The 20,408-nt window shown below is 67.4% G+C and carries 22 protein-coding genes and 1 tRNA gene; 17 read left to right on the plus strand and 6 right to left on the minus strand.

Annotated features, from left to right (window positions below):
• Nucleotides 1-238: 238 nt before the first annotated feature.
• From ctaD to NYP18_RS11455, 3 genes are all read left to right on the plus strand, one after another.
• The gene (ctaD, locus tag NYP18_RS11445) at nt 239-1,981 is read left to right on the plus strand and encodes an aa3-type cytochrome oxidase subunit I (protein WP_259428330.1); all 1,743 of its coding nucleotides are present in this window, start codon (nt 239-241) and stop codon (nt 1,979-1,981) included.
• Between the two features lie 96 nt (nt 1,982-2,077).
• The gene (gene serB / locus NYP18_RS11450; protein WP_259428331.1) at nt 2,078-3,403 is read left to right on the plus strand and encodes a phosphoserine phosphatase SerB; all 1,326 of its coding nucleotides are present in this window, start codon (nt 2,078-2,080) and stop codon (nt 3,401-3,403) included.
• Nucleotides 3,400-4,149, plus strand: coding sequence for a peptidyl-tRNA hydrolase (locus NYP18_RS11455; protein WP_259428332.1), 750 nt, complete (start codon nt 3,400-3,402; stop codon nt 4,147-4,149). The genes serB and NYP18_RS11455 overlap by 4 nt, the downstream gene beginning before the upstream one ends.
• Nucleotide 4,150: 1 nt before the next feature.
• Here the strand turns inward: NYP18_RS11455 and NYP18_RS11460 are convergent, their stop codons facing one another.
• Genes NYP18_RS11460 through NYP18_RS11470 form a run of 3 tightly spaced genes read right to left on the minus strand, consistent with a single transcriptional unit; the run spans nt 4,151 to nt 8,034 of the window.
• The gene (locus NYP18_RS11460) at nt 4,151-6,127 is read right to left on the minus strand and encodes an ATP-dependent DNA helicase (RefSeq protein WP_259428333.1); all 1,977 of its coding nucleotides are present in this window, start codon (nt 6,125-6,127) and stop codon (nt 4,151-4,153) included.
• The gene (locus tag NYP18_RS11465) at nt 6,127-7,464 is read right to left on the minus strand and encodes a nicotinate phosphoribosyltransferase (protein ID WP_439648090.1); all 1,338 of its coding nucleotides are present in this window, start codon (nt 7,462-7,464) and stop codon (nt 6,127-6,129) included. Before NYP18_RS11465 ends, NYP18_RS11460 begins: the two co-directional genes overlap by 1 nt.
• Nucleotides 7,465-7,494: 30 nt before the next feature.
• Nucleotides 7,495-8,034 (minus strand): CAP domain-containing protein, encoded by a 540-nt coding sequence (locus NYP18_RS11470; protein ID WP_259428334.1) that lies wholly within the window; start codon nt 8,032-8,034, stop codon nt 7,495-7,497.
• Nucleotides 8,035-8,261: 227 nt separating this feature from the next.
• Here NYP18_RS11470 and clpS point away from each other — a divergent pair, with 227 nt between their 5' ends.
• The 9 genes from clpS to rdgB all read left to right on the plus strand — a co-directional run bounded on the left by clpS (nt 8,262) and on the right by rdgB (nt 14,406).
• Nucleotides 8,262-8,561, plus strand: a complete 300-nt coding sequence (gene clpS / locus NYP18_RS11475; protein ID WP_439648094.1) for an ATP-dependent Clp protease adapter ClpS — start codon at nt 8,262-8,264, stop codon at nt 8,559-8,561.
• A gap of 14 nt (nt 8,562-8,575) precedes the next feature.
• Nucleotides 8,576-9,112, plus strand: a complete 537-nt coding sequence (locus NYP18_RS11480) for a DUF2017 domain-containing protein (RefSeq protein WP_259428336.1) — start codon at nt 8,576-8,578, stop codon at nt 9,110-9,112.
• A 1-nt stretch (nt 9,113) separates the two neighbouring features.
• Nucleotides 9,114-10,070, plus strand: a complete 957-nt coding sequence (locus NYP18_RS11485) for a P1 family peptidase (protein ID WP_259428337.1) — start codon at nt 9,114-9,116, stop codon at nt 10,068-10,070.
• Between the two features lie 24 nt (nt 10,071-10,094).
• Nucleotides 10,095-10,793: a rhomboid family intramembrane serine protease gene (locus NYP18_RS11490; protein WP_259428338.1), complete on the plus strand. Its 699-nt coding sequence runs from the start codon at nt 10,095-10,097 to the stop codon at nt 10,791-10,793.
• 89 nt (nt 10,794-10,882) lie between these two features.
• Complete coding sequence (locus tag NYP18_RS11495; RefSeq protein ID WP_259428339.1) at nt 10,883-11,368, plus strand: MarR family winged helix-turn-helix transcriptional regulator; 486 nt, start codon at nt 10,883-10,885, stop codon at nt 11,366-11,368.
• Nucleotide 11,369: 1 nt separating this feature from the next.
• Complete coding sequence (murI, locus tag NYP18_RS11500; protein WP_439648091.1) at nt 11,370-12,191, plus strand: glutamate racemase; 822 nt, start codon at nt 11,370-11,372, stop codon at nt 12,189-12,191.
• 80 nt (nt 12,192-12,271) lie between these two features.
• Nucleotides 12,272-13,036: an MBL fold metallo-hydrolase gene (locus NYP18_RS11505; RefSeq protein ID WP_259428341.1), complete on the plus strand. Its 765-nt coding sequence runs from the start codon at nt 12,272-12,274 to the stop codon at nt 13,034-13,036.
• Nucleotides 13,037-13,060: 24 nt separating this feature from the next.
• Complete coding sequence (gene rph, locus NYP18_RS11510; protein ID WP_259428342.1) at nt 13,061-13,792, plus strand: ribonuclease PH; 732 nt, start codon at nt 13,061-13,063, stop codon at nt 13,790-13,792.
• On the plus strand, nt 13,792-14,406 hold the full coding sequence (rdgB, locus tag NYP18_RS11515) for an RdgB/HAM1 family non-canonical purine NTP pyrophosphatase (RefSeq protein ID WP_259428343.1): 615 nt from the start codon (nt 13,792-13,794) through the stop codon (nt 14,404-14,406). The genes rph and rdgB overlap by 1 nt, the downstream gene beginning before the upstream one ends.
• On the opposite strand, the gene NYP18_RS15555 is transcribed toward rdgB, so the two are convergent.
• On the minus strand, nt 14,381-15,841 hold the full coding sequence (locus tag NYP18_RS15555; protein WP_259428344.1) for an HNH endonuclease signature motif containing protein: 1,461 nt from the start codon (nt 15,839-15,841) through the stop codon (nt 14,381-14,383). The genes rdgB and NYP18_RS15555 overlap by 26 nt on opposite strands.
• Before the next feature lie 176 nt (nt 15,842-16,017).
• Here NYP18_RS15555 and purU point away from each other — a divergent pair, with 176 nt between their 5' ends.
• Nucleotides 16,018-16,935 (plus strand): formyltetrahydrofolate deformylase, encoded by a 918-nt coding sequence (gene purU, locus NYP18_RS11525; protein WP_259428346.1) that lies wholly within the window; start codon nt 16,018-16,020, stop codon nt 16,933-16,935.
• Between the two features lie 60 nt (nt 16,936-16,995).
• On the opposite strand, the gene NYP18_RS11530 is transcribed toward purU, so the two are convergent.
• Both NYP18_RS11530 and NYP18_RS11535 read right to left on the minus strand, forming a co-directional pair.
• The gene (locus NYP18_RS11530; protein ID WP_259428347.1) at nt 16,996-17,358 is read right to left on the minus strand and encodes a DUF3817 domain-containing protein; all 363 of its coding nucleotides are present in this window, start codon (nt 17,356-17,358) and stop codon (nt 16,996-16,998) included.
• A complete protein-coding gene (locus NYP18_RS11535) occupies nt 17,355-17,789 on the minus strand; it encodes a hypothetical protein (RefSeq protein ID WP_241228370.1) in 435 nt (144 codons plus the stop codon). The genes NYP18_RS11530 and NYP18_RS11535 overlap by 4 nt, the downstream gene beginning before the upstream one ends.
• Before the next feature lie 87 nt (nt 17,790-17,876).
• Here NYP18_RS11535 and NYP18_RS11540 point away from each other — a divergent pair.
• From NYP18_RS11540 to NYP18_RS11555, 4 genes are all read left to right on the plus strand, one after another.
• Nucleotides 17,877-17,958: transfer RNA gene (locus NYP18_RS11540), tRNA-Leu, on the plus strand.
• A 308-nt stretch (nt 17,959-18,266) separates the two neighbouring features.
• Nucleotides 18,267-19,013 carry a hypothetical protein gene (locus tag NYP18_RS11545; protein WP_259428348.1) on the plus strand — a complete coding sequence of 249 codons (747 nt, stop codon included), beginning with the start codon at nt 18,267-18,269 and terminating at the stop codon, nt 19,011-19,013.
• Nucleotides 19,010-19,459, plus strand: a complete 450-nt coding sequence (locus NYP18_RS11550) for a phage holin family protein (RefSeq protein WP_259428349.1) — start codon at nt 19,010-19,012, stop codon at nt 19,457-19,459. The genes NYP18_RS11545 and NYP18_RS11550 overlap by 4 nt, the downstream gene beginning before the upstream one ends.
• Nucleotides 19,456-20,058 carry a DUF3618 domain-containing protein gene (locus NYP18_RS11555; RefSeq protein ID WP_259428351.1) on the plus strand — a complete coding sequence of 201 codons (603 nt, stop codon included), beginning with the start codon at nt 19,456-19,458 and terminating at the stop codon, nt 20,056-20,058. The genes NYP18_RS11550 and NYP18_RS11555 overlap by 4 nt, the downstream gene beginning before the upstream one ends.
• Nucleotides 20,059-20,408: the final 350 nt, after the last annotated feature.

Genomic DNA, 20,408 nt, shown 5'->3' on the forward strand with positions numbered 1-20,408 from the left:
ATCTGCCTGCTCGCGGATGTGTTGGCGGTCACAAACCCAGGGGGGTGTCCGGTGAATCGTCCGGGAAAGCTCCGGAATTGCCGTTAGCCTTGTGTTTTGCGGTGAAGGTGGGGCTAGACTGATGTACGTCTCCGGTCCCGTTGGGCTGGATAATACTCTTACGCGTCCTTTAAGATGAGGCGCAGTAAAAGCTTGGCAGTCCGTTCTTCTACGGGCTGTTTCGTAGTCAGGAGGAACTATGACCGCAGTGGCGCCAAGGCTTGACGACTACGTCGAGCCGACCCGTCCTCAGCCGACAGGTACGGACCGTAAGGGTTCCCGTGCCTGGGACATGCTGATCACCACCGACCACAAGCAGCTGGGCATCATGTACATCATCATGTCCTTCGGCTTCTTCTTCCTCGGCGGCCTGATGGCCCTGCTGATCCGTGCCGAGCTGTTCACCCCGGGTCTGCAGTTCCTGTCGAACGAGCAGTTCAACCAGCTGTTCACCATGCACGGCACCGTGATGCTGCTGCTGTTCGGCACGCCGATCGTCTGGGGCTTCGCCAACTACGCTCTGCCGCTGCAGATCGGCGCCCCGGATGTCGCCTTCCCCCGTCTGAACGCCTTCGGCTTCTGGATCACCACCGTCGGCGGCCTGACCATACTGGCGGGCTTCCTCACCCCGGGCGGGGCCGCCGACTTCGGCTGGACCATGTACTCCCCGCTGTCCGACGCCACCCACACCCCGGGTGTCGGCGCTGACCTGTGGATCGTCGGTGTCGGTGCTGCCGGTATCGGTACCGTCGTCTCCGCCATCAACATGCTCACCACCATCCTGACGATGCGTGCCCCGGGTATGACCATGTTCCGCATGCCGATCTTCACCTGGAACATCTTCGTCACCTCCGTCATCGCCCTGATGATCTTCCCGCTGCTGCTCGCCGCAGCCCTCGGCGTCCTGTACGACCGCAAGCTCGGCGCACACATCTACGACACCGCCAACGGTGGCGCCATCCTCTGGCAGCACCTGTTCTGGTTCTTCGGCCACCCCGAGGTCTACGTCCTCGCCCTGCCGTTCTTCGGTGTCATCTCCGAGGTCATCCCGGTATTCTCCCGTAAGCCGATGTTCGGCTACATCGGCCTGGTCTTCGCGACCCTGGCCATCGGCGCCCTGTCCATGGCCGTGTGGGCACACCACATGTTCGTCACCGGTGCCGTCCTGCTGCCCTTCTTCTCCTTCATGACCTTCCTGATCTCGGTCCCGACCGGCGTCAAGTTCTTCAACTGGGTCGGCACCATGTGGAAGGGTCACATCACCTGGGAAACCCCGATGATCTTCGCGGTCGGCTTCATGTCGACCTTCCTCTTCGGTGGTCTGACCGGCATCATGCTGGCCTCCCCGCCGCTGGACTTCCACCTGGCTGACGGCTACTTCCTGATCGCCCACTTCCACTACACCCTGTTCGGCACCGTGGTGTTCGCCTCCTTCGCCGGCGTGTACTTCTGGTTCCCCAAGATGACCGGCCGCATGCTGGACGAGCGTCTGGGCAAGATCCACTTCTGGCTGACCTACATCGGCTTCCACGGCACCTTCCTCATCCAGCACTGGCTGGGCAACATGGGCATGCCGCGCCGCTACGCCGACTACCTGGACTCCGACGGCTTCACGCTGTTCAACCAGATCTCCACGATCTTCTCCTTCCTGCTCGGTGCCTCCGTCATTCCGTTCGTCTGGAACGTGTTCAAGTCCTGGCGCTACGGTGAGATCGTCACCGTGGATGACCCGTGGGGTTACGGCAACTCCCTCGAGTGGGCCACCTCCTGCCCGCCGCCGCGCCACAACTTCGTCTCCCTGCCGCGTATCCGCTCCGAGCGCCCCGCGTTCGAGCTGCACTACCCGCACATGGTTGAGCGCATGCGCCATGAGGCCCATGTCACCTCCAGCGATGAGCGCGCGGAGATCACCCAGTCCCCGTCCCCGGCCGAAGTCCGTTAAAGGTCTGGACGTAGTCTCCTCCGACTGACTCCCCAACCCCCGGCAGAATTCTCTGCCGGGGGTTCCGGCGTGTTTAAAACGACCCCTCATGAAAGAATGATCTCCGTGGTAGACATTGATGCATCCCCCGCCGTCCCCGACAGCTCCGAAGGACTGCAGGTCAGCCTGCAGCCGGGTCTGGAATCCGCCGTCATCACCCTCTCCGGCCACGATCGGCCCGGTGTGACCGCCGCCTTCTTCCGCGTGCTGTCCTCATACAACGTCCAGCTTCTCGACGTCGAGCAGTCCCAGTTCCGTGGCCGCCTCTCCCTCGCCGCCTTCGTCGGCCTTGACCCGGCCCGCGAGGAACGCCTCCGGGAAGGGCTCAGTGAGACCCTCAAGGTCCACGGCCAGCGCGTGACGGTGGAGATGCACTCCGCGGAGCAGCATTCCAGCCCGCGTTCCACCCACGTCGCCGTGGTGCTGGGCAACCCGGTCACCGCCGCCGACGTCTCCGCCATCGGCCAGACCCTGGCCAACTACGGCGCGAACATCGACCGCATCCGGGGTATCGCCGACTACCCGATCACGGGTCTGGAACTCATGATCACCGTGGCCAACCCGAAGCCGGGCGGAGGTAAGGGACTGCGCAAGGCACTCGCCGAACTCACCCACGAACTGGGTGTGGACATCGCCATCGAGCGCGCCGGCCTGTTGCGCCGCTCCAAGCGCCTGGTCATGTTCGACTGCGACTCCACCCTCATCACCGGTGAGGTCATCGAGATGCTCGCCGCCCACGCCGGCAAGGAGGCAGAGGTCGCCGAGGTCACCGAACGCGCCATGCGCGGTGAGCTCGACTTCGAGGAGTCCCTGCGCGAGCGCGTGGCCACCCTCGCAGGTCTCGACGCCTCCGTCATCGACGCCGTGGCGGAGGATCTCGTCCTGACCCCGGGAGCCCGGACCACCATCCGCACCCTGAAGAAGATGGGTTACCGCACCGCCGTGGTCTCCGGCGGCTTCATCCAGGTGCTCGAGGACCTCGCCGAGGAACTCGAGCTGGATTACGTCCGCGCGAACACCCTGGAGATCGTCGACGGCAAGCTCACCGGCCGCGTCACCGGCGAGGTCGTCGACCGCGCCAAGAAGGCCGAGCTGCTGCGCGAGTTCGCCGAGGACTCCGGCCTGCAGATGTACCAGACCGTGGCCGTCGGCGACGGTGCCAACGACATCGACATGCTCTCCGCCGCGGGCCTGGGCATCGCCTTCAACGCCAAGCCGGCGCTGAAGGAGATCGCCGACACCTCCGTCAACCACCCCTTCCTCGACGAGGTGCTGCACATCCTGGGCATCCCGCGTGAGGAGATCGACGAGTCCGACCTCGAGGACGGCACCTACCGCCGCGTCCCCCTGGAGTTCGTCGGCGCGGACTTCGCCGCCGAGTGACCTCCGGTACCACCGATCCGCTGGCCCTGGCGCACGCCCTCCTGTGCGCGCGGGTGAGCGGCAACCGACACGACCGCTCCGAGGACCCCGATCGTCCGGAGACGGTGCAGGCCATGCAGATCGCCCTCCATGTCCCGAAGGCTGATCCGCCGCGCCGCACCGATCTGCTGGCGGCCGCGGCCCGGGCGGTCGTCGCCGTCTGCCTGGATGACCAGGTGGCCACCGATCCGGCGTGGCGGGCGGGGTTGGAGGGCTGGTACAGCCACCTCATCCGGAAGGTCGCCCGGCGGGCCCGCAACAAGGCCTGGGAGGATGTGCAGGCGGTCCCCGGCGTGACTGTCGACGCCGCCGGCGCTCAGGCCCGCGCCTTCGTGCCCTCCGCCGTGGGGGACACCCCGGCCCTGGTACGCAAGCTCCAGATCCGGGGCACGGAACTGCCCCAGGATGCGCCGGGCGAGATCGACCCGGGGGTGCCGACGATCCTCCTCGACCACGGTCTGGCGATGACCACCGGCAAGGCTGCCGCCCAGGTGGGCCACGCCAGCATGCTGCTGGCCGCCCGGCAGGACCTGGAGTGGGTCCGGGGCTGGGCGGCCAGTGGCTTCGGGCTCAATGTGCGGGAGGTGGACAGCCGGATCTTCGCCGACCACGTGCGCAGACCGGGTGTGGTCACCGTCCGGGACGCCGGTTTCACTGAGGTCGCCCCCGATGCACTGACGGTGCTGGCCTTCCCCGGCGTGGGCTGAGTCAGCCCTTCTGCCCGGCCATAACCAGCCGTTCCAGCGCCCCGCGCACCACAGTCGGGTCGGTTGTCTCCCAGAAGGCGGGCATCGAAGCCCGGAGGAAGGAACCGTAGCGTTTGGTGGCCAGCCGGTTGTCCAGCACCGCCACCACGCCCCGGTCCGTGACGGAACGCAGCAGCCGTCCCGCCCCCTGCGCCATGAGCAGGGCGGCATGCGAGGCAGCGACCTCCATGAAACCGTTGCGGCCTTCTGCGGTGGCGGCCTCCTTGCGGGCCTGCAGCAGCGGATCATCCGGGCGGGGGAAGGGGATCCGGTCGATGAGCACGAGGGAACAGGCGGAACCGGGGACGTCCACACCCTGCCACAGGGTCAGCGTGCCGAAGAGACAGGCGTTCTCGTTCTTCGCGAATTTGTCCACCAGCGCACCGGTGGTGTCCTCACCCTGGCAGTAGACATCGAAGGGCAACCGTTCCTTCATTGCCGCAGCCGCCTGCTCCGCGGCCCGACGGGAGGAGAACAACCCCAGGGTGCGGCCCCCGGCGGCCATGATCAGGTCGTGGATCTCATCGAGGGTCTCCTGCGGCAGGCCGTCACGGCCCGGGTCCGGCAGGTGGCGGGCGGTGTAGAGGATGCCCGATTTCCGCGGGTCGAAGGGCGTGCCGGCGTCGAGACTGTCCCAGCTGCCCTTCGGCAGACCCCAGGATGCGGCCATGGTATCGAAACGCCCGCCGATGGTCAGGGTCGCGGAGGCGAGCACCACGGTCTGCTCCCCGAAGAGCTTCTCGTGCAGCAGACCCGCCACTGACAGGGGGGCGACGGTGAGGACATCCCCGCGGCGGTCATCGCGTTCCAACCACACCACATCACGCTGGGCGGCCGGGTCGGATTCATCGAATACGGTGAGGATCCGCACGATCGCGTCATGCAGCTCCTGCAGGTGGTTGGCCAGGTTCTGCCGCTCGGCGGCCTTCTCCGGATCGTTGGCGGACTCGCCCTCCGGGGCACGCCCGATGGTCTCCCGCAGGGACCACAGGCCGTCGCGCAGGCCGACGAGGGAACCGCGTGCGGCCTCGTCCAGGTCGGTCCAGCGGCCGTCGGGCAGCAGGGCGGCGGCCGCCTGCCAGTCATCCGTCAGCTCCACCAGCCGGTCATCGGCCCCCTCCGCGCCGAGCTTCCCGGCGCGTTTGGCGGCCAGGGTCAGGGCGGTACGGGAGAGTTCGTTGGTGGCCACCGAGGTGATCCGCCCGTCGAGCTCGTGGGCCTCGTCGATGATCACCACATCGTGCTCGGGCAGGATGTTGATGTCCGCGAGGGCGTCGATGGCCAGCAGCGCATGGTTGGTCACCACGACGTCCACATCCTGGGCCTTGCGCTTGGCCAGTTCCGCGAAACACTCCGCCCCGTGCGGGCAGCGGGAGGCCCCCAGGCACTCCCGGGCCGTGACGGAGACCTGCCGCCATGCCAGATCCGGCACGCCGGGTTCCAGGTCGTCCCGGTCACCGGTCTCCGTCTCCTGGGCCCACTCGTGGACACGGGCGACATGACGTCCGAGCCAGGAGACCTCGGCCTCGTCGAGAAGCGCGTCCTCCGGCTCCTCCGCCGCCCCGATCCGGTTGAGGCAGACGTAGTTGGAACGGCCCTTCATGATGGCGAAGGTGGGGCGGCGTTCCATCACCGGTTCCAGTGCCTCCACCAGGCGCGGCAGATCGCGGTCGACGAGCTGGCGCTGCAGTGCGATCGTCGCGGTGGAGACGATCACCGTCGAATCCGTCGCCTGGGCGTGCCGGATCGCCGGGACGAGGTAGGCCAGGGACTTGCCGGTACCCGTGCCGGCCTGCACCGCCAGATGCCGCTCCGTCTCCAGGGCGCGGGTGACGGACTCCGCCATGGCGACCTGCCCGTCGCGGCGGGAACCGCCGAGGGCGGTGACGGCGGCGTCGAGAAGCTCCCCGGTGGAATTGTTCAGAGGTTCTGCGGACACTACGCGGGGAATCCGACGAAACGGGTACTGATCGCAGGCTCGTCCCGGGAGAGGGCCAGCCCCTCCCACGGCAGGGTCAGCAGCTGTTGGGCGAGGTAGGCGCGGGACTCCTTCAGGGTGGGCAGACCCTCCACGGTGACGCCGTCACGCACCAGGGGGACGGTCAGAGACACGGCCGACAGGCGTCCCACATCCGGGGTGGGGGAACCGAAGGGGTGCACGATCTCCTCGACCGCCACACCGGTGGAACGGTGGGTACGGACGGCCTGCTTCGCGCAACCCGTCATGGCCTTGCCGCGGGAACGCTTCGCCACCGAATGCCCGTCCACCTCGACGAGCTTGTACACCATCGCCGCGGTGGGCGCACCGGAACCGGTGACCACCGAGGTACCCACCCCGTACACGTCCACCGGGTCGCCGCGCAGACCCGCGATGGCGAACTCATCCAGATCCGAGGAAACGACGATCTTCGTGTTGTGCGCGCCGAGCCCGTCAAGCTGTTTGCGCACCCGGCGCGTCAGGGCACCCAGATCCCCCGAGTCGATCCGGACCCCACCTAGGCCGGTGCCGGCGACCTCGATGGCCGTCTCCACGCCCTTCGTGATGTCATAGGTGTCCACCAGCAGCGTCGTGTCCACACCCAGCGACTCGATCTGGGACTGGAAGGCCGCCGCCTCATTCGGGGTGCCGTCATCGTTGACGTGCAGCAGCGTCCACGCGTGCGCCGCCGTACCCGAGGCCGGGATGCCGTAGCGGTGCGAGGCCTCCAGATTCGAGGTGGCCGTGAAGCCTGCCAGATAGGCCGCGCGGGAGGCGGTCACCGCAGCGTACTCATGGGTGCGGCGCGAACCCATCTCGATGATCGGCCGCCCGTCCGCGGCCGTGACCATGCGGGCCGCAGCCGAGGCGATGGCCGAATCAGCGTTCATGATCGACAGAATCACCGTCTCCAGGATGACGCACTCCGCGAAAGTGCCCCGCACCGTGAGAATGGGGGAGTAGGGGAAGTAGAGGTCGCCCTCCCGGTAGCCGTCGATCTGGCCTGTGAAGCGGTAGTCACGCAGGTAGTCCAGGGTCCGCTCGTCGAGGAAGGACAGGTGCCTGAGCTGCTCCTCGGTGAAGATGAAGTCCTGCACCGCGCGCAGCACCCGGGCGGTGCCGGCGACAACCCCGTAACGGCGCTCATTGGGCAGCCGGCGCGAGAAGACCTCGAAGGCGCACTGCCGGTGCGCCGTCCCGTCACGCAGGGCGGCCTGCAGCATCGTCAGCTCATACATGTCCGTCAGCAGGGACGTCGAGCGATTCGGCGGAATGGAGGACGGCTGATTCAGATTCACACCGACCACTCTAACGGAGCCCGGTGCGGATCAGGAGTCCGAGAACTGCACCGCCACCCACACCTTGCCGTGACCGACGGCGACACCGATGCCGTAGAAGACGTAACGGGGATCCAGCACGACCTCGGTGTGGGCCTCCGAGTGCAACCAGGCCTCCAGGAAAGCGTGGCCGGAGGCCCCCGACTCCGGCAGGCTGTGCTGGAGCATGGTGACGTTCTGCCCCGAGTTCTGCAGCTCCCCGGACACCGCCACCTTCTCGGCGTGTTCCTGGGCCGCAGGCTGCAGCTCGAAGGGATCCATGAGCACCGGCGGCACCTGTTCGTTGTGGCGCAGGTGCTTGATCGCCAGGTTGATGTCGTTGCGGATCTGATCCAGCTCAGCCTGCCTCTCCAGGCCCGGTGCCTCGTAGCCGCTGTCGCCGGAGGGGCTGCCCGGGGTGGAGGAACCACCGCCGAGCCCGGTGACCAGGGTCATGACCAGCCCGGCCACGGACAGGAACATGCCCAGCTGTGAGAGCAGACCCCGGAGTTCGAGGGGGGAGTTCCAGAGTGCGGACTGCCTGCGGATCACGGAAGACCCCTTTCTCAGTGTTCGGGTGCGGCGTGGCTGCGCGGTGCCGGCATGCGGACAGGATCATGCAACCACGGTTGATGGGACAGTCAAAGAACATACCTTCCGGTCACCTGATCCTCCACCGGGCCCGCACCGCACCTGTGGGCCTGCCGCCCTGCGCTCCCGGCGGACACTTGACTAGGCTGAGGTGCATGAAAGGTCCACATGTGATGAGCTCACCCGGAATGGGGTCCCCGATGGCGACCCCGGAGCTCGATGAGGCGATCGAGGTGGATGTCGCCACGGCGGAGAACCTGCCGTGGATGTGCATCGTGTGGGATGACCCGGTCAACCTCATGAGTTACGTGACCTATGTCTTCCAGACGGTCCTCGGCTACGGCCGCAAGCGGGCGACGGAACTGATGATGCAGGTCCACACAGAGGGTAAGGCCGTCGTCTCCACCGGTGAGAAGGACAAGGTTGAGGGCGACGTGAAGAAGCTGCATACCGCGGGCCTGTGGGCCACGATGCAGCAGGCCGGTTAGGAGAGGGAACGAATTTGCAGGAATGGCGTCGGAAGAAGGGGCTCATGCGGGCCCCGCGGTACCACACGGTCCTGGAACCGCTGGAGCGGGAGGTGCTGGGCAACCTCGCTGCCGCAGTGAGTGAGGCGATCATGGCCCGGGCACAGTCGGCCCCGAAGGATGAACTCTCGGAGCTGACCGGCATCCCCTCGGGCCACAAGAATGCCCCCCAGAACCCCGGTCTGGCGCGTCTGCTGCCGGACTTCGAGCGTGACGGCGACGAGGAGTACGACGGCGACAATTCCCTCCTGCGCAGCCTGCATGAGAACGACATCTGCCGTGCGAAACTGTCCAACCTGCAGGTGGTCGCGGAGAAGGTCGGCCCCGACGGCGGCGTCGAGATCAGCCTCAGCGAGGAGGAGGCGCACGCCTTCCTCGCCGGCCTCAACGACCTGCGCCTCTACCTCGCCGCGGACGATACCGGTGGCGAGGAGGCCCGCGCTGAGCGGGACAACCTGGTCGAGTGGCTCGGCTACAACCAGGACAGCCTCCTCTCCGTGCTCGCGGGCTGACGTGTCCTCGCTCATCGACGTCCCCGGGCTCCTCCTCGGCCACACCTCCCTCGACGACACAGGCGTCACCGCCGTCGTCGCCGCCTCCCCGGCAGGCATGACCGCAGGTGTCGACGTCCGTGGCGGGGGCCCCGGCACCCGGGAAACTGACCTGCTGGCCCCGCACAACACGGTGGAACGGGTCCACGCGATCATTCTGGCCGGTGGTTCGGCCTTCGGTCTCGCCGCCGCGGACGGGGCGATGGGGGAGCTCGAGCGCGCCGGGCGGGGTTTCCCCGTGCTGGGGGAGGGGCGGCCAGGCCCCCGCGTCCCGATCGTCCCGGCTGCCGTCATCTTCGACCTCTTCGTCGGCGACCCCACCCACCGGCCGACCGCGGCGGACGGGGCCGCGGCGGTGCGGGCCGCGCTGGCCGGGGGAATGGATCCGCAGGCGCGGGGCAACGTGGGGGCCGGCTGCGGGGCGACCGCCGGGGTGCTGCGCGGCGGAATCGGGCAGGCCTCCCAGGTGGTGGGGGAGCACACGGTCTCCGCCCTGCTGGTGGCGAACCCGGTCGGGGAGGTCATCGACCCCGCCACCGGGCTGCTGTGGGGCGACCCGTCCCGTCCGGCGGTGGATCTGGTGCGCTTCGGGCAGCTCGAACATCCCGCCGCCAGGCTGAACACCACCATCGGGGTGGTGGCCACCGACGCGCCGGTGACGGTGGCCCAGGCCACCCGTCTGGCCCTCGCCGGCCATGACGGCATCGCCCGGGCGGTCCGGCCGGCGCACTCGCCCCTCGACGGTGACACCCTCTTCGCGGTCTCGACGGCCGCTGAGACGGGCGGGGTTCCGGTGGGGGTGCTGCACGAACTCTCGGCGGCGGCCGCCGGAGTGGTGCAGGCGGCGCTCGTCGATGCGGTGACAGCAGCTGTGCCCGGCCACGGCCTGGGGATCTGGTCGGAGATCATCGCCGGCTGAGCTGAATCATTAAAGTGGGGGGCCATGAGCCAGCCACCTGTCCCTCCCTCTGTTCCGGGGCCTTCAGCGCTCGCGCGGAACACCGCCCGGAAAGGCCGGTCGGCGATCCGTTCCGGCCTGATCTTCGCCGCCGGATATGTGGTCGTCATCTGGGCGGTCCACCTCGTCAACGTTCTCGTATTCCGGGGAAACCTGGTGTTTTTCGGGGTCCACCCGCTCGATCTTTCCGCGGTGTGGCATATTTTCACCGCTCCGCTGCTGCACGCGAACTTCGAACACCTCATCTCTAACACCATTCCGGGGGCAATTTTCAGCTTCCTCATAGGAATGTCGCGTGCTCGCGTGTGGTGGGAGGTCACCCTCCTGGTGGTTCTCATTGACGGCGTCGGCGTGTGGTTGCTGGGCGGGGTGGGGACCAACCACATCGGTGCCTCGGGACTCGTCTACGGCTGGTTGGCCTACCTCCTCGTCCGCGGCTTCTTCAACCGGGACATGCTCCAGGTGGTCGTCGGCATCGGTCTGGGAATCGCCTACTCAGGCCTGGTCTGGGGTCTGCTTCCGGGGGTGCCGGGGGTGTCCTGGCAGGCGCACCTGTTCGGTGCGGTCGGTGGCGTCGCCGCAGGCATGTTCATCACCTCCGACGATCCGCCGGCGCTGCAGGCGACGCGGCGTCGAAAAGCTCTTGAGCAGGGCGGTGGGCGAACACCACGCGGGCTGCGGTAGCATAAGCGGTGCACTATGGCTTAATTGATTCTTAGGTGCTCAGGTATGTTAAGTCTGAATTACGAGAACGCCTTCTGGGATGAGGAAGAATGAATAACCAGCCTGAGGGATGGCTGTCTGATCAGGAATCGGAGACCTGGCGGAACATCTGGTCATTCCAGGTATGGCTGCCGGCCCGGCTTGAGGCGCAGCTCAAGCGCGACGCCGGCATCAGCCACTATGACTATTTTGCACTTTCCCGCCTGTGGGCGGCGGAGGGCAACACGCTGCGGATGAGCGAACTGGCCGCCGCCGCGGACATGACACTGTCCCACCTCTCCCGGGTGATCACCCGCCTGGAGAAACAGGGCACCGTCCGCCGGCTGCCCGACCCGGAGGACGGCCGCTCCACCCTGGCCCAGCTCACCGAAGAGGGCCTGGGACTGCTCCGCGAGACGACCCCCGGGCACGTGTCCGAGGTACGCCGACTCATCTTCGACAACCTCGAACCGGAGGAACGGGAGCAGTTCAGCGAGGCCCTGAGCAAGATCGTCCGCGTCCTGGGTACCGCGGGGAAGCGGGACGCCGCCAGCTAGCATGGTCGCCGTGACCACTCCCCGGACAGCCCCCATCGGCATCTTCGACTCCGGCGTCGGCGGCCTGACGGTCGCCCGCACCATCATGGATCAGCTGCCCCACGAATCCCTCATCTACATCGGCGACACCGCCCACGGCCCCTACGGCCCGCTGCCCATCGCCCAGGTCCGCGAACACGCGACCCGCATCGCCGATGAACTTGTGGAGCGGGGCTGCAAGATGCTCGTCATCGCCTGCAACACCGCATCGGCGGCCTTCCTCCACGACGCGCGCGAGCGTTACGACGTCCCCGTCGTCGAGGTCATCCAGCCCGCCGTCCGCCGCGCCATGGCCACCACCCGCAACGGACACGTCGGGGTGATCGGCACGGTGGGCACCATCAACTCCGGTGTGTACCAGGATCTCTTCGCCATCACCCCGGATGTCCAGGCCCATGCCCAGGCCTGCCCCAGCTTCGTCGACTTCGTGGAACGGGGCATCACCTCCGGTCGCCAGATCCTCGGGGTCGCTGAAGCCTACGTGGAGCCGCTGCAGGCGGCGGGCGTCGACACGCTCGTGCTCGGCTGCACCCATTACCCCCTGATCTCCGGCGTGATCCAGCTGGCCATCGGAGACCACGTCACCCTCGTCTCCTCCGCCGAGGAAACCGCGAAGGATGTGCTGCGGGTGCTCACCCGCGAGGACCTCCTCGCCGACCCGGAGACCGGTCCCCTGCCGGTCCGGGAATTCGAGTCGACCGGCGACCCGGAGAAATTCGCCCTGCTCTCCGAACGTTTCCTCGGTCCCCGTCTCGGCCAGGTGCACCAGGCCACAGGACTGTAGCGGCGACGGGGCCTTCACAATCCGGCGGTATTCTGTGCGTTGCGTTCGAGAAAACTGGAATCCCGTGGCACAGTAGCGTCATGAAGGTGACCATCCTCGGCAGTTCCGGCAGTCTCGGCGGACCCACGAACCCGGCCTCCGGCTACCTCGTGACCACCGACAACTCCCCGGCGGTCCTCATGGACATCGGGCCCGGGGCGCTGGGCAAACTCCAGGAGATCCAGGATCCCTGCGACGCCCACGTCGTCCTCTCTCACCTGCACGCTGACCACTGCCTCGACTTCCCCTCACTCCTGGTGTGGCGCCGCTTCCACCCCACCGCCCCCGCCAAGGGCCGGAATCTGTGCTTCGGTCCCTCCAAGACGCTCACCCACCTGGGCCGGCTCTCCGCCGACGGCCCCGGCGAGATCGACGACATGTCCGACACCTTCGCCTTCGCCCCCTGGCAGATCGGTGAGGAACACATCCTCGGCCGGATCTCCATCGAGCCCTTTGCAGCGGTCCACCCCGTCGAGTCCTACAGCCTCCGGCTCACCGAACACACCTCCGGCAGGACCCTCGCCTACTCCGGCGACACCGGCTGGACCGACGAGCTCATCGAATGTGCCCGCGGTGCCGATCTCTTCCTCTGCGAGGCCACCTGGTGCGGCGGCGAGGACTTCCCGCCCAGCATGCACCTCACCGGCCACCAGGCCGGCCGGGCGGCCCGCCTGGCCGGGGTGAAGAAGCTCGTCCTCGTGCACATCCCGCCGTGGGGTGACATCGACGCCACCCTCGAGGCCGCCCGCTCCGAGTTCGACGGCCCCATCGAGATAGGCAGCCAGGGACTCGTCCTGGAGGTCTGAGGGTCCGCAGGTAGCCTGTAGGACATGACTTCTGACTTCCAGCGTGCCGACGGCCGCGCCCTCGACCAGCTGCGTACCGTCCGCATCACCCGCGGTTTCACCTCCAACCCCGCCGGCTCCGTCCTCGTCGAGTTCGGCAACACCCGGGTCATGTGCACCGCCAGCGTCGAACACGGCGTCCCCCGCTTCAAGCGCGACTCCGGCGAAGGCTGGCTCACCGCCGAATACGCCATGCTGCCCGCAGCCACCCACGACCGCATGCCGCGCGAATCCATGCGCGGCAAGGTCAAGGGCCGCACCCACGAGATCTCCCGCCTCATCGGCCGCTCCCTGCGTGCCGCCGTCGACCTCAGCCAGCTCGGAGAGAACACCATCAACATCGACTGCGACGTCCTGCAGGCCGACGGCGGTACCCGTACCGCCTCCATCACCGGCGCCTACGTCGCCCTGGCCGACGCCATCGCCGTCCTCAAGGCGGAGGGCGTGGTACCCGGTGAGCCGCTCCTCCCGCCGGTCGTCGCCGTCTCCGTCGGTCTGGTCGACGGCAACGTCTGCCTCGACCTGCCCTACGAGGAGGACTCACGCGCAGAGGTCGACCTCAACGTCGTCATGACGGAGAGGGGCAACTTCGTAGAGATCCAGGGCACCGGTGAGAACGGCGACTTCAGCCGGGAACAGCTCGGCCTCATGCTGGACTCCGCGGAGAAGGGCTGCCATGAGCTCATCGCCGCCCAGCGCGCCGCCCTGGGGATCTGATGCAGATCCTCGTCGCCTCGAACAACACCAGGAAACTCAGCGAGCTGGAGCGCATCCTGGCCGGGGCCGATGTCGCCGGTGTCGAGCTGCTCCCCCTCAGTCAGGCCCCGGCCTACGGGGAACCTGTCGAGGACGGCCGTACCTTCGCCGACAACGCCCTGATCAAGGCGCGCGCAGGTGCCCGGGCCACCGGCCTGGTGTGCATCGCCGATGACTCGGGTCTGGCGGTGGAGGAGCTCAACGGCATGCCAGGTGTCCTCTCCGCCCGGTGGTCGGGCCGCCACGGTGATGACGAGGCCAACAACGCTCTTCTGCTCGGTCAGATGGCACACGTCCCCGACGGGCGGCGTGCCTGCGCTTTCGTCTCGGTGTGCGCACTGGTCACCCCGGAGGGGGAGGAGCATGTCGCGGAGGGCCGGTGGGAGGGCACCCTGCTGCGGGAGCCGGTGGGGGAGAACGGCTTCGGTTATGACCCCCTCTTCCTGCCCGCCGATGAGATCGCGGCGGGGCGTTCCTCCGCGCAGCTGACACCGGAGGAGAAGAACTCCCTGTCGCACCGCGGCAAGGCGCTGGCGCAGCTGGTGGAGGTCATCCGGCACTTGGCCGCCCGCTGACCGGATCCTCCTTTCCGCGGTGGCGCCGGATCTTCGCGCCGGCGGAGTGCTGCTGGAATTCGGTGTCGTTGAACTCCAGCTGCCCGCCTCCGGGTGGGCACCACCCCGTCCGTCCGGTCTCCGGGTCCTTGTCCATGTGGCCCAGCCCGCCGGCCCCGTCGCGCCTGTCACGGTTGGCGCTGTGGTGGCTGCGGCACAGGATGGTCAGGTTCTCGATGTCGGTGCCACCCCCGGCCAACCAGGAACGGATGTGGTGGATGTCCGCCTCCCCGGCCCCCACCGTGCACCCGGGGCGGGTGCAGCACAGCTCCTGGGCGAACAGGGCCAGCCGCTGAGCCAGACTGGCCGAACGCCGCGTGCGCCCCAGATGCAGCACCCGGCCGTGATCATCGTGGAGCACGCCCAGGTCATAACGTGCCGCACCCAGCCGCAGGATATCGCCCGGGCCGAGCAGATGGCCGGTGGTGGCGGGGAACCGGTCCGCAGCCTCCAATCCCTTCAGTTCGGCCGCGGTCATCGACACCGCCACCGAGCCCACACCCTGGCGGGTCTGGGCGGAGTCGGAGGACAGGTAGGCCGCCACGACCACCATGAGTTGATCCACCAGGCGTGCGGGCATGGGGCGCTGATCCTCCTCCGCGGGTACCGAGGCATTGACCCCGGGGCGCCTGCCCGGTGCGAGAGCGGCCTGGAGAGTGGCCAGACCGGCGGCGTCGAGGTACATCGACACGTGGGCACCGCCGTCGGCGTCCTGGGCTCCGATGCTCAGCCGGCGTTTGCGGGCCGCGGCGAAGGGGTCCTTCCTGCCCTCCGGGGTCCGGCCGCGCCGGTTGGCCTCCCGGATACGCCCGCGCAGCCAGGTGCGCAGGTCCTCGAGTCCGCGGTGCTGAGCCTCGGCCAGGGCCAGGGCGAGCAGCTGCTGGTAGCTGGGCTCGCAGTGGGCGTTGAGGTGTGCCAGTTCGCGGGTGATCATCGTCTGTTTCTCCGCGGAGGCTGCCTTCCGGGCGGCGTCGCGGGCCTGGCGCTGGGCCTGATGTTCGCGGTGCAGACGCTCGGTCTCGGCCGCACGCCGACGCTGTTCCTCGGCCTCATCCTCGGCGGGTCCTTCCGGTTGCGGTGGTGGTTTCGGCGGGGCGAACAAGGCTTCCCCGCGTTGGAGGCGGGAGCGTGCCTCCGCCCGCGACAGCCCCAGCGCGCGGGTCAGATACTCCACCGGGTGTACCGCACCGACATACTTCCCCGCGCCGGCGCGGTCGGCGGCGTAGGCGAAGGCGGCATCGATGTAGCCCTTGTGGGCGGCCGCCTCCTCAAGCCGCTCGAATTCGGGCCGGATCCGGTCGAAATCCATCCCGGCAGGGTCGGTCATGAGGGCGGAGAGTTCCAGGTAGCTGCTGTTGATTCGTCGGATGAGTGTGCTGAGGTGGTCAGCGTCCACGTTAATCCCCCTGATATGTTCGCTTTCATGTTCGACCATAGCGCCATCGCCGCCCACGTCAAGGCCTCAGTGGCAAACACCCGTTCGACCACCCCCGAACAGTAGGAGCACCTGTCGTCGGACAGGTGCCGACCTCGGCTCTGAACCCCTCGTCGGCGTCGGCTAGGCTTCCAGAAATGACCCCGCACAACATTGACGATCCCCGGAATCGCCCGAGTGGGCTGACCACGGAGCGCCAGTACGTTCTCACCCTCGGCTGCCCTGACGGCACCGGCATCGTGGCCCGCCTGTCCACCTTCCTCGCGGAGAAGGGTGGTTGGATCACGGAGGCCGCCTATTTCACGGATCCGGAGAACAACTGGTTTTTCACCCGGCAGGCTATCCGTGCGGATTCGGTGGACATGGACATCGAGGAACTGCGGGAGGCATTCGCTCCCGTGGCGGAGGAGTTCGGCCCGAAGGCGCAGTGGCGCCTGTGGGACACCGCGGAGCTGAAGAAGGTCGTCATCCTGGTCTCCCGGGAGGGGCACTGCCTGCATGACCTGCTCGGGCGGGTGGCGGAGAATGACTATCCGATGGAGGTCGTGGCCGTGGTGGGCAACCACGACAACCTCTCCTATATTGCGGACAACCACGGGGTGCCGTTCTATCATGTGCCGTTCCCGAAGGACGCCGTCGGCAAGCGGAGGGCCTTCGAGGAGGTCGGGGAGATCGTGAACTCCTACACTCCCGACGCCATCGTCATGGCCCGGTTCATGCAGATTCTGCCGCCGGATTTCTGCGAGATGTGGTCCGGAAAGGTGCTCAACATCCACCACAGCTTCCTGCCCTCATTCATGGGGGCGCGTCCGTACCACCAGGCGCACCAGCGCGGCGTGAAGCTCATCGGCGCGACGTGCCATTTCGCCACCTCGGATCTGGATGACGGTCCCATCATCGAGCAGGACGTCATCCGGGTGACCCACAAGGATACTCCGGAGGAGATGCAGCGCCTGGGCCGGGACGCGGAGAAGAACGTCCTCGCCCGCGGCCTGCGCTGGCATCTGGAGGACCGGGTGCTGGTCTACGGCAACCGCACCGTGGTCTTCGACTGATCTCCACAGGAAAAGGGGCGCAGTTCATGCATTGAACTGCGCCCCTTCTGCGTCAACCCGTCAGGCCAGGCGGAACTTCTCCTTCACCTCGCGGCGTCGGTTCGCCTCGACGATGAAGGAGAGGAAGGGCACGACGCCGGAGATGGCGGTGGTGAACCACACGGCGGGCTTCCAGCGGGCCTTCAGGCCGAGGTTGAGGGTGGCCAGCAGGTAGATCATGTAGGCCCAGCCGTGGAGGATCGCCACCCAGGTGGCCCAGGTGGGCATCGCCATGTTGAGCACGTACTCCATCACCATGCGGATGACCAGCAGGATGAGGAACACGCCGGTGATCCACGCTGAGACCGAGAAGATACTCAGCGCGGACTGCACCCGCTTCTGGCGTTCGGGGTGGATCTTCGGGGCGGTCGAGGTGGTGGTCATGTGTCGCTGTCTCCAGTCAGGTCGGTGTCTGCTTGTCGACGCCCCCGCCGGGGCGTGTTCAGCTCGTTGAAGGTGTCGACGTCGATGGTCGGGCGTTCGGGCAGGAAGTCCTCGTTGATCTCGGTGACCTGGTCCTCGAACAGTTTCGCGTCGGCCTCGTACAGGAAGTCGGGGTCCTCGGCGTTGTTGGCGGCCTCGATCATCTCGTTCTCGTACTGCATGTACTTGCGGTAGGCGAAGATGAAGAAGAGGCCGAACAGGGGCCACTGCAGGGCGTAGCCGAGGTTCTGGAATGTGCCCGACCCGGCCTGGAAGCGGGTCCACTGCCACCAGGCCAGCGCCAGGGTCCCGGCCACGGCGATCGCGAGGAAGATGATGTGCGACGCGCGCACCTTCTTCTGCTGTCGTCGTTGTCCATTGTTGTCGCTCACAGCCATCTAGATTACCCGCCATCCACCAAAAGGTGGAGTTCGGCCATTTCGGCCCCGGCTGCACGTGTGGGTATCATTGTCCGGCAGGCGCCCGTGGCGGAACTGGCAGACGCGCTGGATTTAGGTTCCAGTGTCCTAGGACGTGGGGGTTCGATTCCCCCCGGGCGCACACTTTTTCAGGGCTTTCCGCCGCTGCCGGTGGGAGGCCCTGTTTGCGTTCTCCGGGCAGGAATAGCGACCGGCGGGAGCGTTCCGCCTCGCCTGACGGTCCGGGCCCGCTGCTGGGCGTGAGGGATAAACCGGCGCCAGCCAGGCGATTCGCTGGACTCGGCAGATTCCTCCGCCAGTCATCAGCGGGAGCTTATGTGATGTGTAACACTGGTACTGCAGGATTCCAACAACCACGTGAAGGGTCCTCAGGGCCGTCGGAGAGCTTGTTGTGCGGCGGCCGGGCCCGCTGAGCGGAAGGGAACTTCTATGACAAACAGTCCCGAGTACGGTTCGCGTCCCCAGGACGCGGCAAAAGATGAGACGGCCAGGGTGGCCGGTCATGCGAAGGATGCGGCCCAGGATGTCGCGGGCACAGCGCGGGAGGAGGCGCGCCGGGTCACCGGGGAGGCCACCGACCAGATCCGGTCTCTTCTCACTTCCGCCCGCGACGAAGCGTTCGGACATGCCTCCACGCAGCAGCAGAAGTTGGCGGGGCATTCGCGGGTCGTCTCGGATGACCTGCAGCGCATCTCCCGTGGGGAGGCGCCCCAGTCGGACCTGGTGAGCCAGCTCCTGTCCACCGTCACCACCCGGGTGGAGGGCTTCACCACGGCGTTGGAAACCAGGGAGCCGGCCGATCTGCTCCGGGATGTGCGGAGATTCGCGGCCCGGCGGCCGGGGGCCTTCCTTGCCGCTGCCGCGGGCATCGGCCTTCTGGCCGGCAGGCTCACCCGCGGGCTCAGCGACAGCGACGACGAGCATGAGTTTGACGGCCGGTACCGGATCCCTTCTGCGGCCGGGGCTTACGGGCCGCCGCCGACTCCCGGGGCACGGGAGGACACCGGTCCGGAGCCTACGGGAGGGCCGAACCCGGAATTCGGTGCATATCCCGACACCACCGTCACCCCCGGGCCCGCCGACCACACCGGAACTCTCCCGGGTGAGGGTTTCGCGGCCACCGATCCGACCATCGACCCCCTCACCGGTTTTGAACGTCCGGGGGAGCGGCCATGAGTGGATCGACTCCCGCAGATGACATCCCTTCCCGTCGGCCGGACTCCGAGGTGGAGGCCCGGGCCCGGAACGAATCGCTGGGGGAGATGTTCGCCAGTTTCTCGTCGAACCTCTCGACCCTGCTGCGTCAGGAGATCCAGCTGGCCAAGGCTGAGGCCACCGAGTCCGCCCGGCAGGGTGGCCGGGGGGCGGGGATGTTCGCCGGCGCCGCCGTCGGCGCACTCCTTGCCCTGATCTTCCTGTCGATGGCACTCATGTGGGCGCTGGGGAGCTGGATGCATCTTGGTTGGGCCGCGGTCATCGTCGCAGTGGTGTGGGCGGTTGTCACCGCCGTCCTCGTCTCAATGGGCCGGAAGCAGCTCGACGACATGAAGGGTCTGCCCCGGACCCAGGAAACACTCGGTGAGATCCCGCCGACCCTCAACCCGAACAAGGAGACCCCATGAGTAATAATCCAGACGAGATCCGTGCAGACATTGAGCGCACCCGCGGCAACCTCGGCCGTGATGTGGATGCTCTGGCCGAGAAGGTGGACCCCGGCCGGGTGGTCGACCGTCAGACCGATCGACTGAAATCCCGGTGGCGGGACATGCGTGAGTCGGTCTTCGGCTCCGATGACGATGACTACCACTCCGGTGAGCAGGGGCGGGCCGCCCAGTTGGCGGAGGATGCCGGGGAGGCGGTCCGTGAGGCACCGGACACCATCCGCCGCCGGACGCGGGGGAACCCGCTGGCCGCCGGTGCGATCGCCCTGGCTGCCGGCTGGCTGGTGGGTTCCCTGCTGCCGGCCAGCAGGCCGGAGCAGCAGGCGGCCTCCGCGGTGAAGGATAAGGCGCAGCCGTTGGTCGAGGATGCGAAGTCGGTGGCCCAGGAGATGGGTGAGGCCCTGCAGCCGCAGGCGGAACAGGCCGCAGAGGACGTCCGGCAGAGTGCCCGGGAGGGCGTGGACCGGGTCAGGGGTGAGGGGCAGCAGCACGTCGACGATGTCCGGGAGGATGCCCGGCACGCGGCCGAGAATGTCCGGGACACCGCCCGCGACAGCTGACCTGCCCCAGTCACACAGCCCCAGTGCCGCACTGTCGGCCCTGGGGCTGTGTCCATCATCTCGGCAAACGCGTCCTGTAGCGAGAATCACATAAGCGCCCACTTTTATGACGATGGGGGATGGGGCGCGAAACTGCCCCTTCGCAGACCAGACATGGTTTTGCGGGGGAGACAAGGTTCTGCAACCTACCCGAGCGTAGCCTATTTTCGCCCCGCAGGCAGGCGTCCCGTTCCGACACCCGCCCCAAAGATGACGCTTTCCTCAGGTTTCTATGGCATATTTGGCTTTCAAAACTTGTGGGCACAGCTGTGTCCCCAGTTTCGCCATGCACAAAGTAGGAAACACAGGAG

Source organism: Corynebacterium lemuris, from assembly GCF_024919295.1.
In the GTDB taxonomy this organism is placed as follows: Bacteria; Actinomycetota; Actinomycetes; order Mycobacteriales; family Mycobacteriaceae; genus Corynebacterium; species Corynebacterium lemuris.

Coding starts and splice junctions, on each gene's coding strand:
- clpS (WP_439648094.1), top strand. CDS start 8,262: ATGGGGTCCCCGATGGCGACCCCGGAGCTCGATGAGGCGATCGAGGTG.
- NYP18_RS11555 (WP_259428351.1), top strand. CDS start 19,456: ATGAGTAATAATCCAGACGAGATCCGTGCAGACATTGAGCGCACCCGC.
- NYP18_RS11550 (WP_259428349.1), top strand. CDS start 19,010: ATGAGTGGATCGACTCCCGCAGATGACATCCCTTCCCGTCGGCCGGAC.
- rdgB (WP_259428343.1), top strand. CDS start 13,792: ATGCAGATCCTCGTCGCCTCGAACAACACCAGGAAACTCAGCGAGCTG.
- NYP18_RS11490 (WP_259428338.1), top strand. CDS start 10,095: ATGAGCCAGCCACCTGTCCCTCCCTCTGTTCCGGGGCCTTCAGCGCTC.
- NYP18_RS11545 (WP_259428348.1), top strand. CDS start 18,267: ATGACAAACAGTCCCGAGTACGGTTCGCGTCCCCAGGACGCGGCAAAA.
- purU (WP_259428346.1), top strand. CDS start 16,018: ATGACCCCGCACAACATTGACGATCCCCGGAATCGCCCGAGTGGGCTG.
- NYP18_RS11530 (WP_259428347.1), bottom strand. CDS start 17,358: ATGACCACCACCTCGACCGCCCCGAAGATCCACCCCGAACGCCAGAAG.
- NYP18_RS11495 (WP_259428339.1), top strand. CDS start 10,883: ATGAATAACCAGCCTGAGGGATGGCTGTCTGATCAGGAATCGGAGACC.
- NYP18_RS11505 (WP_259428341.1), top strand. CDS start 12,272: ATGAAGGTGACCATCCTCGGCAGTTCCGGCAGTCTCGGCGGACCCACG.
- rph (WP_259428342.1), top strand. CDS start 13,061: ATGACTTCTGACTTCCAGCGTGCCGACGGCCGCGCCCTCGACCAGCTG.
- serB (WP_259428331.1), top strand. CDS start 2,078: ATGATCTCCGTGGTAGACATTGATGCATCCCCCGCCGTCCCCGACAGC.
- ctaD (WP_259428330.1), top strand. CDS start 239: ATGACCGCAGTGGCGCCAAGGCTTGACGACTACGTCGAGCCGACCCGT.
- murI (WP_439648091.1), top strand. CDS start 11,370: ATGGTCGCCGTGACCACTCCCCGGACAGCCCCCATCGGCATCTTCGAC.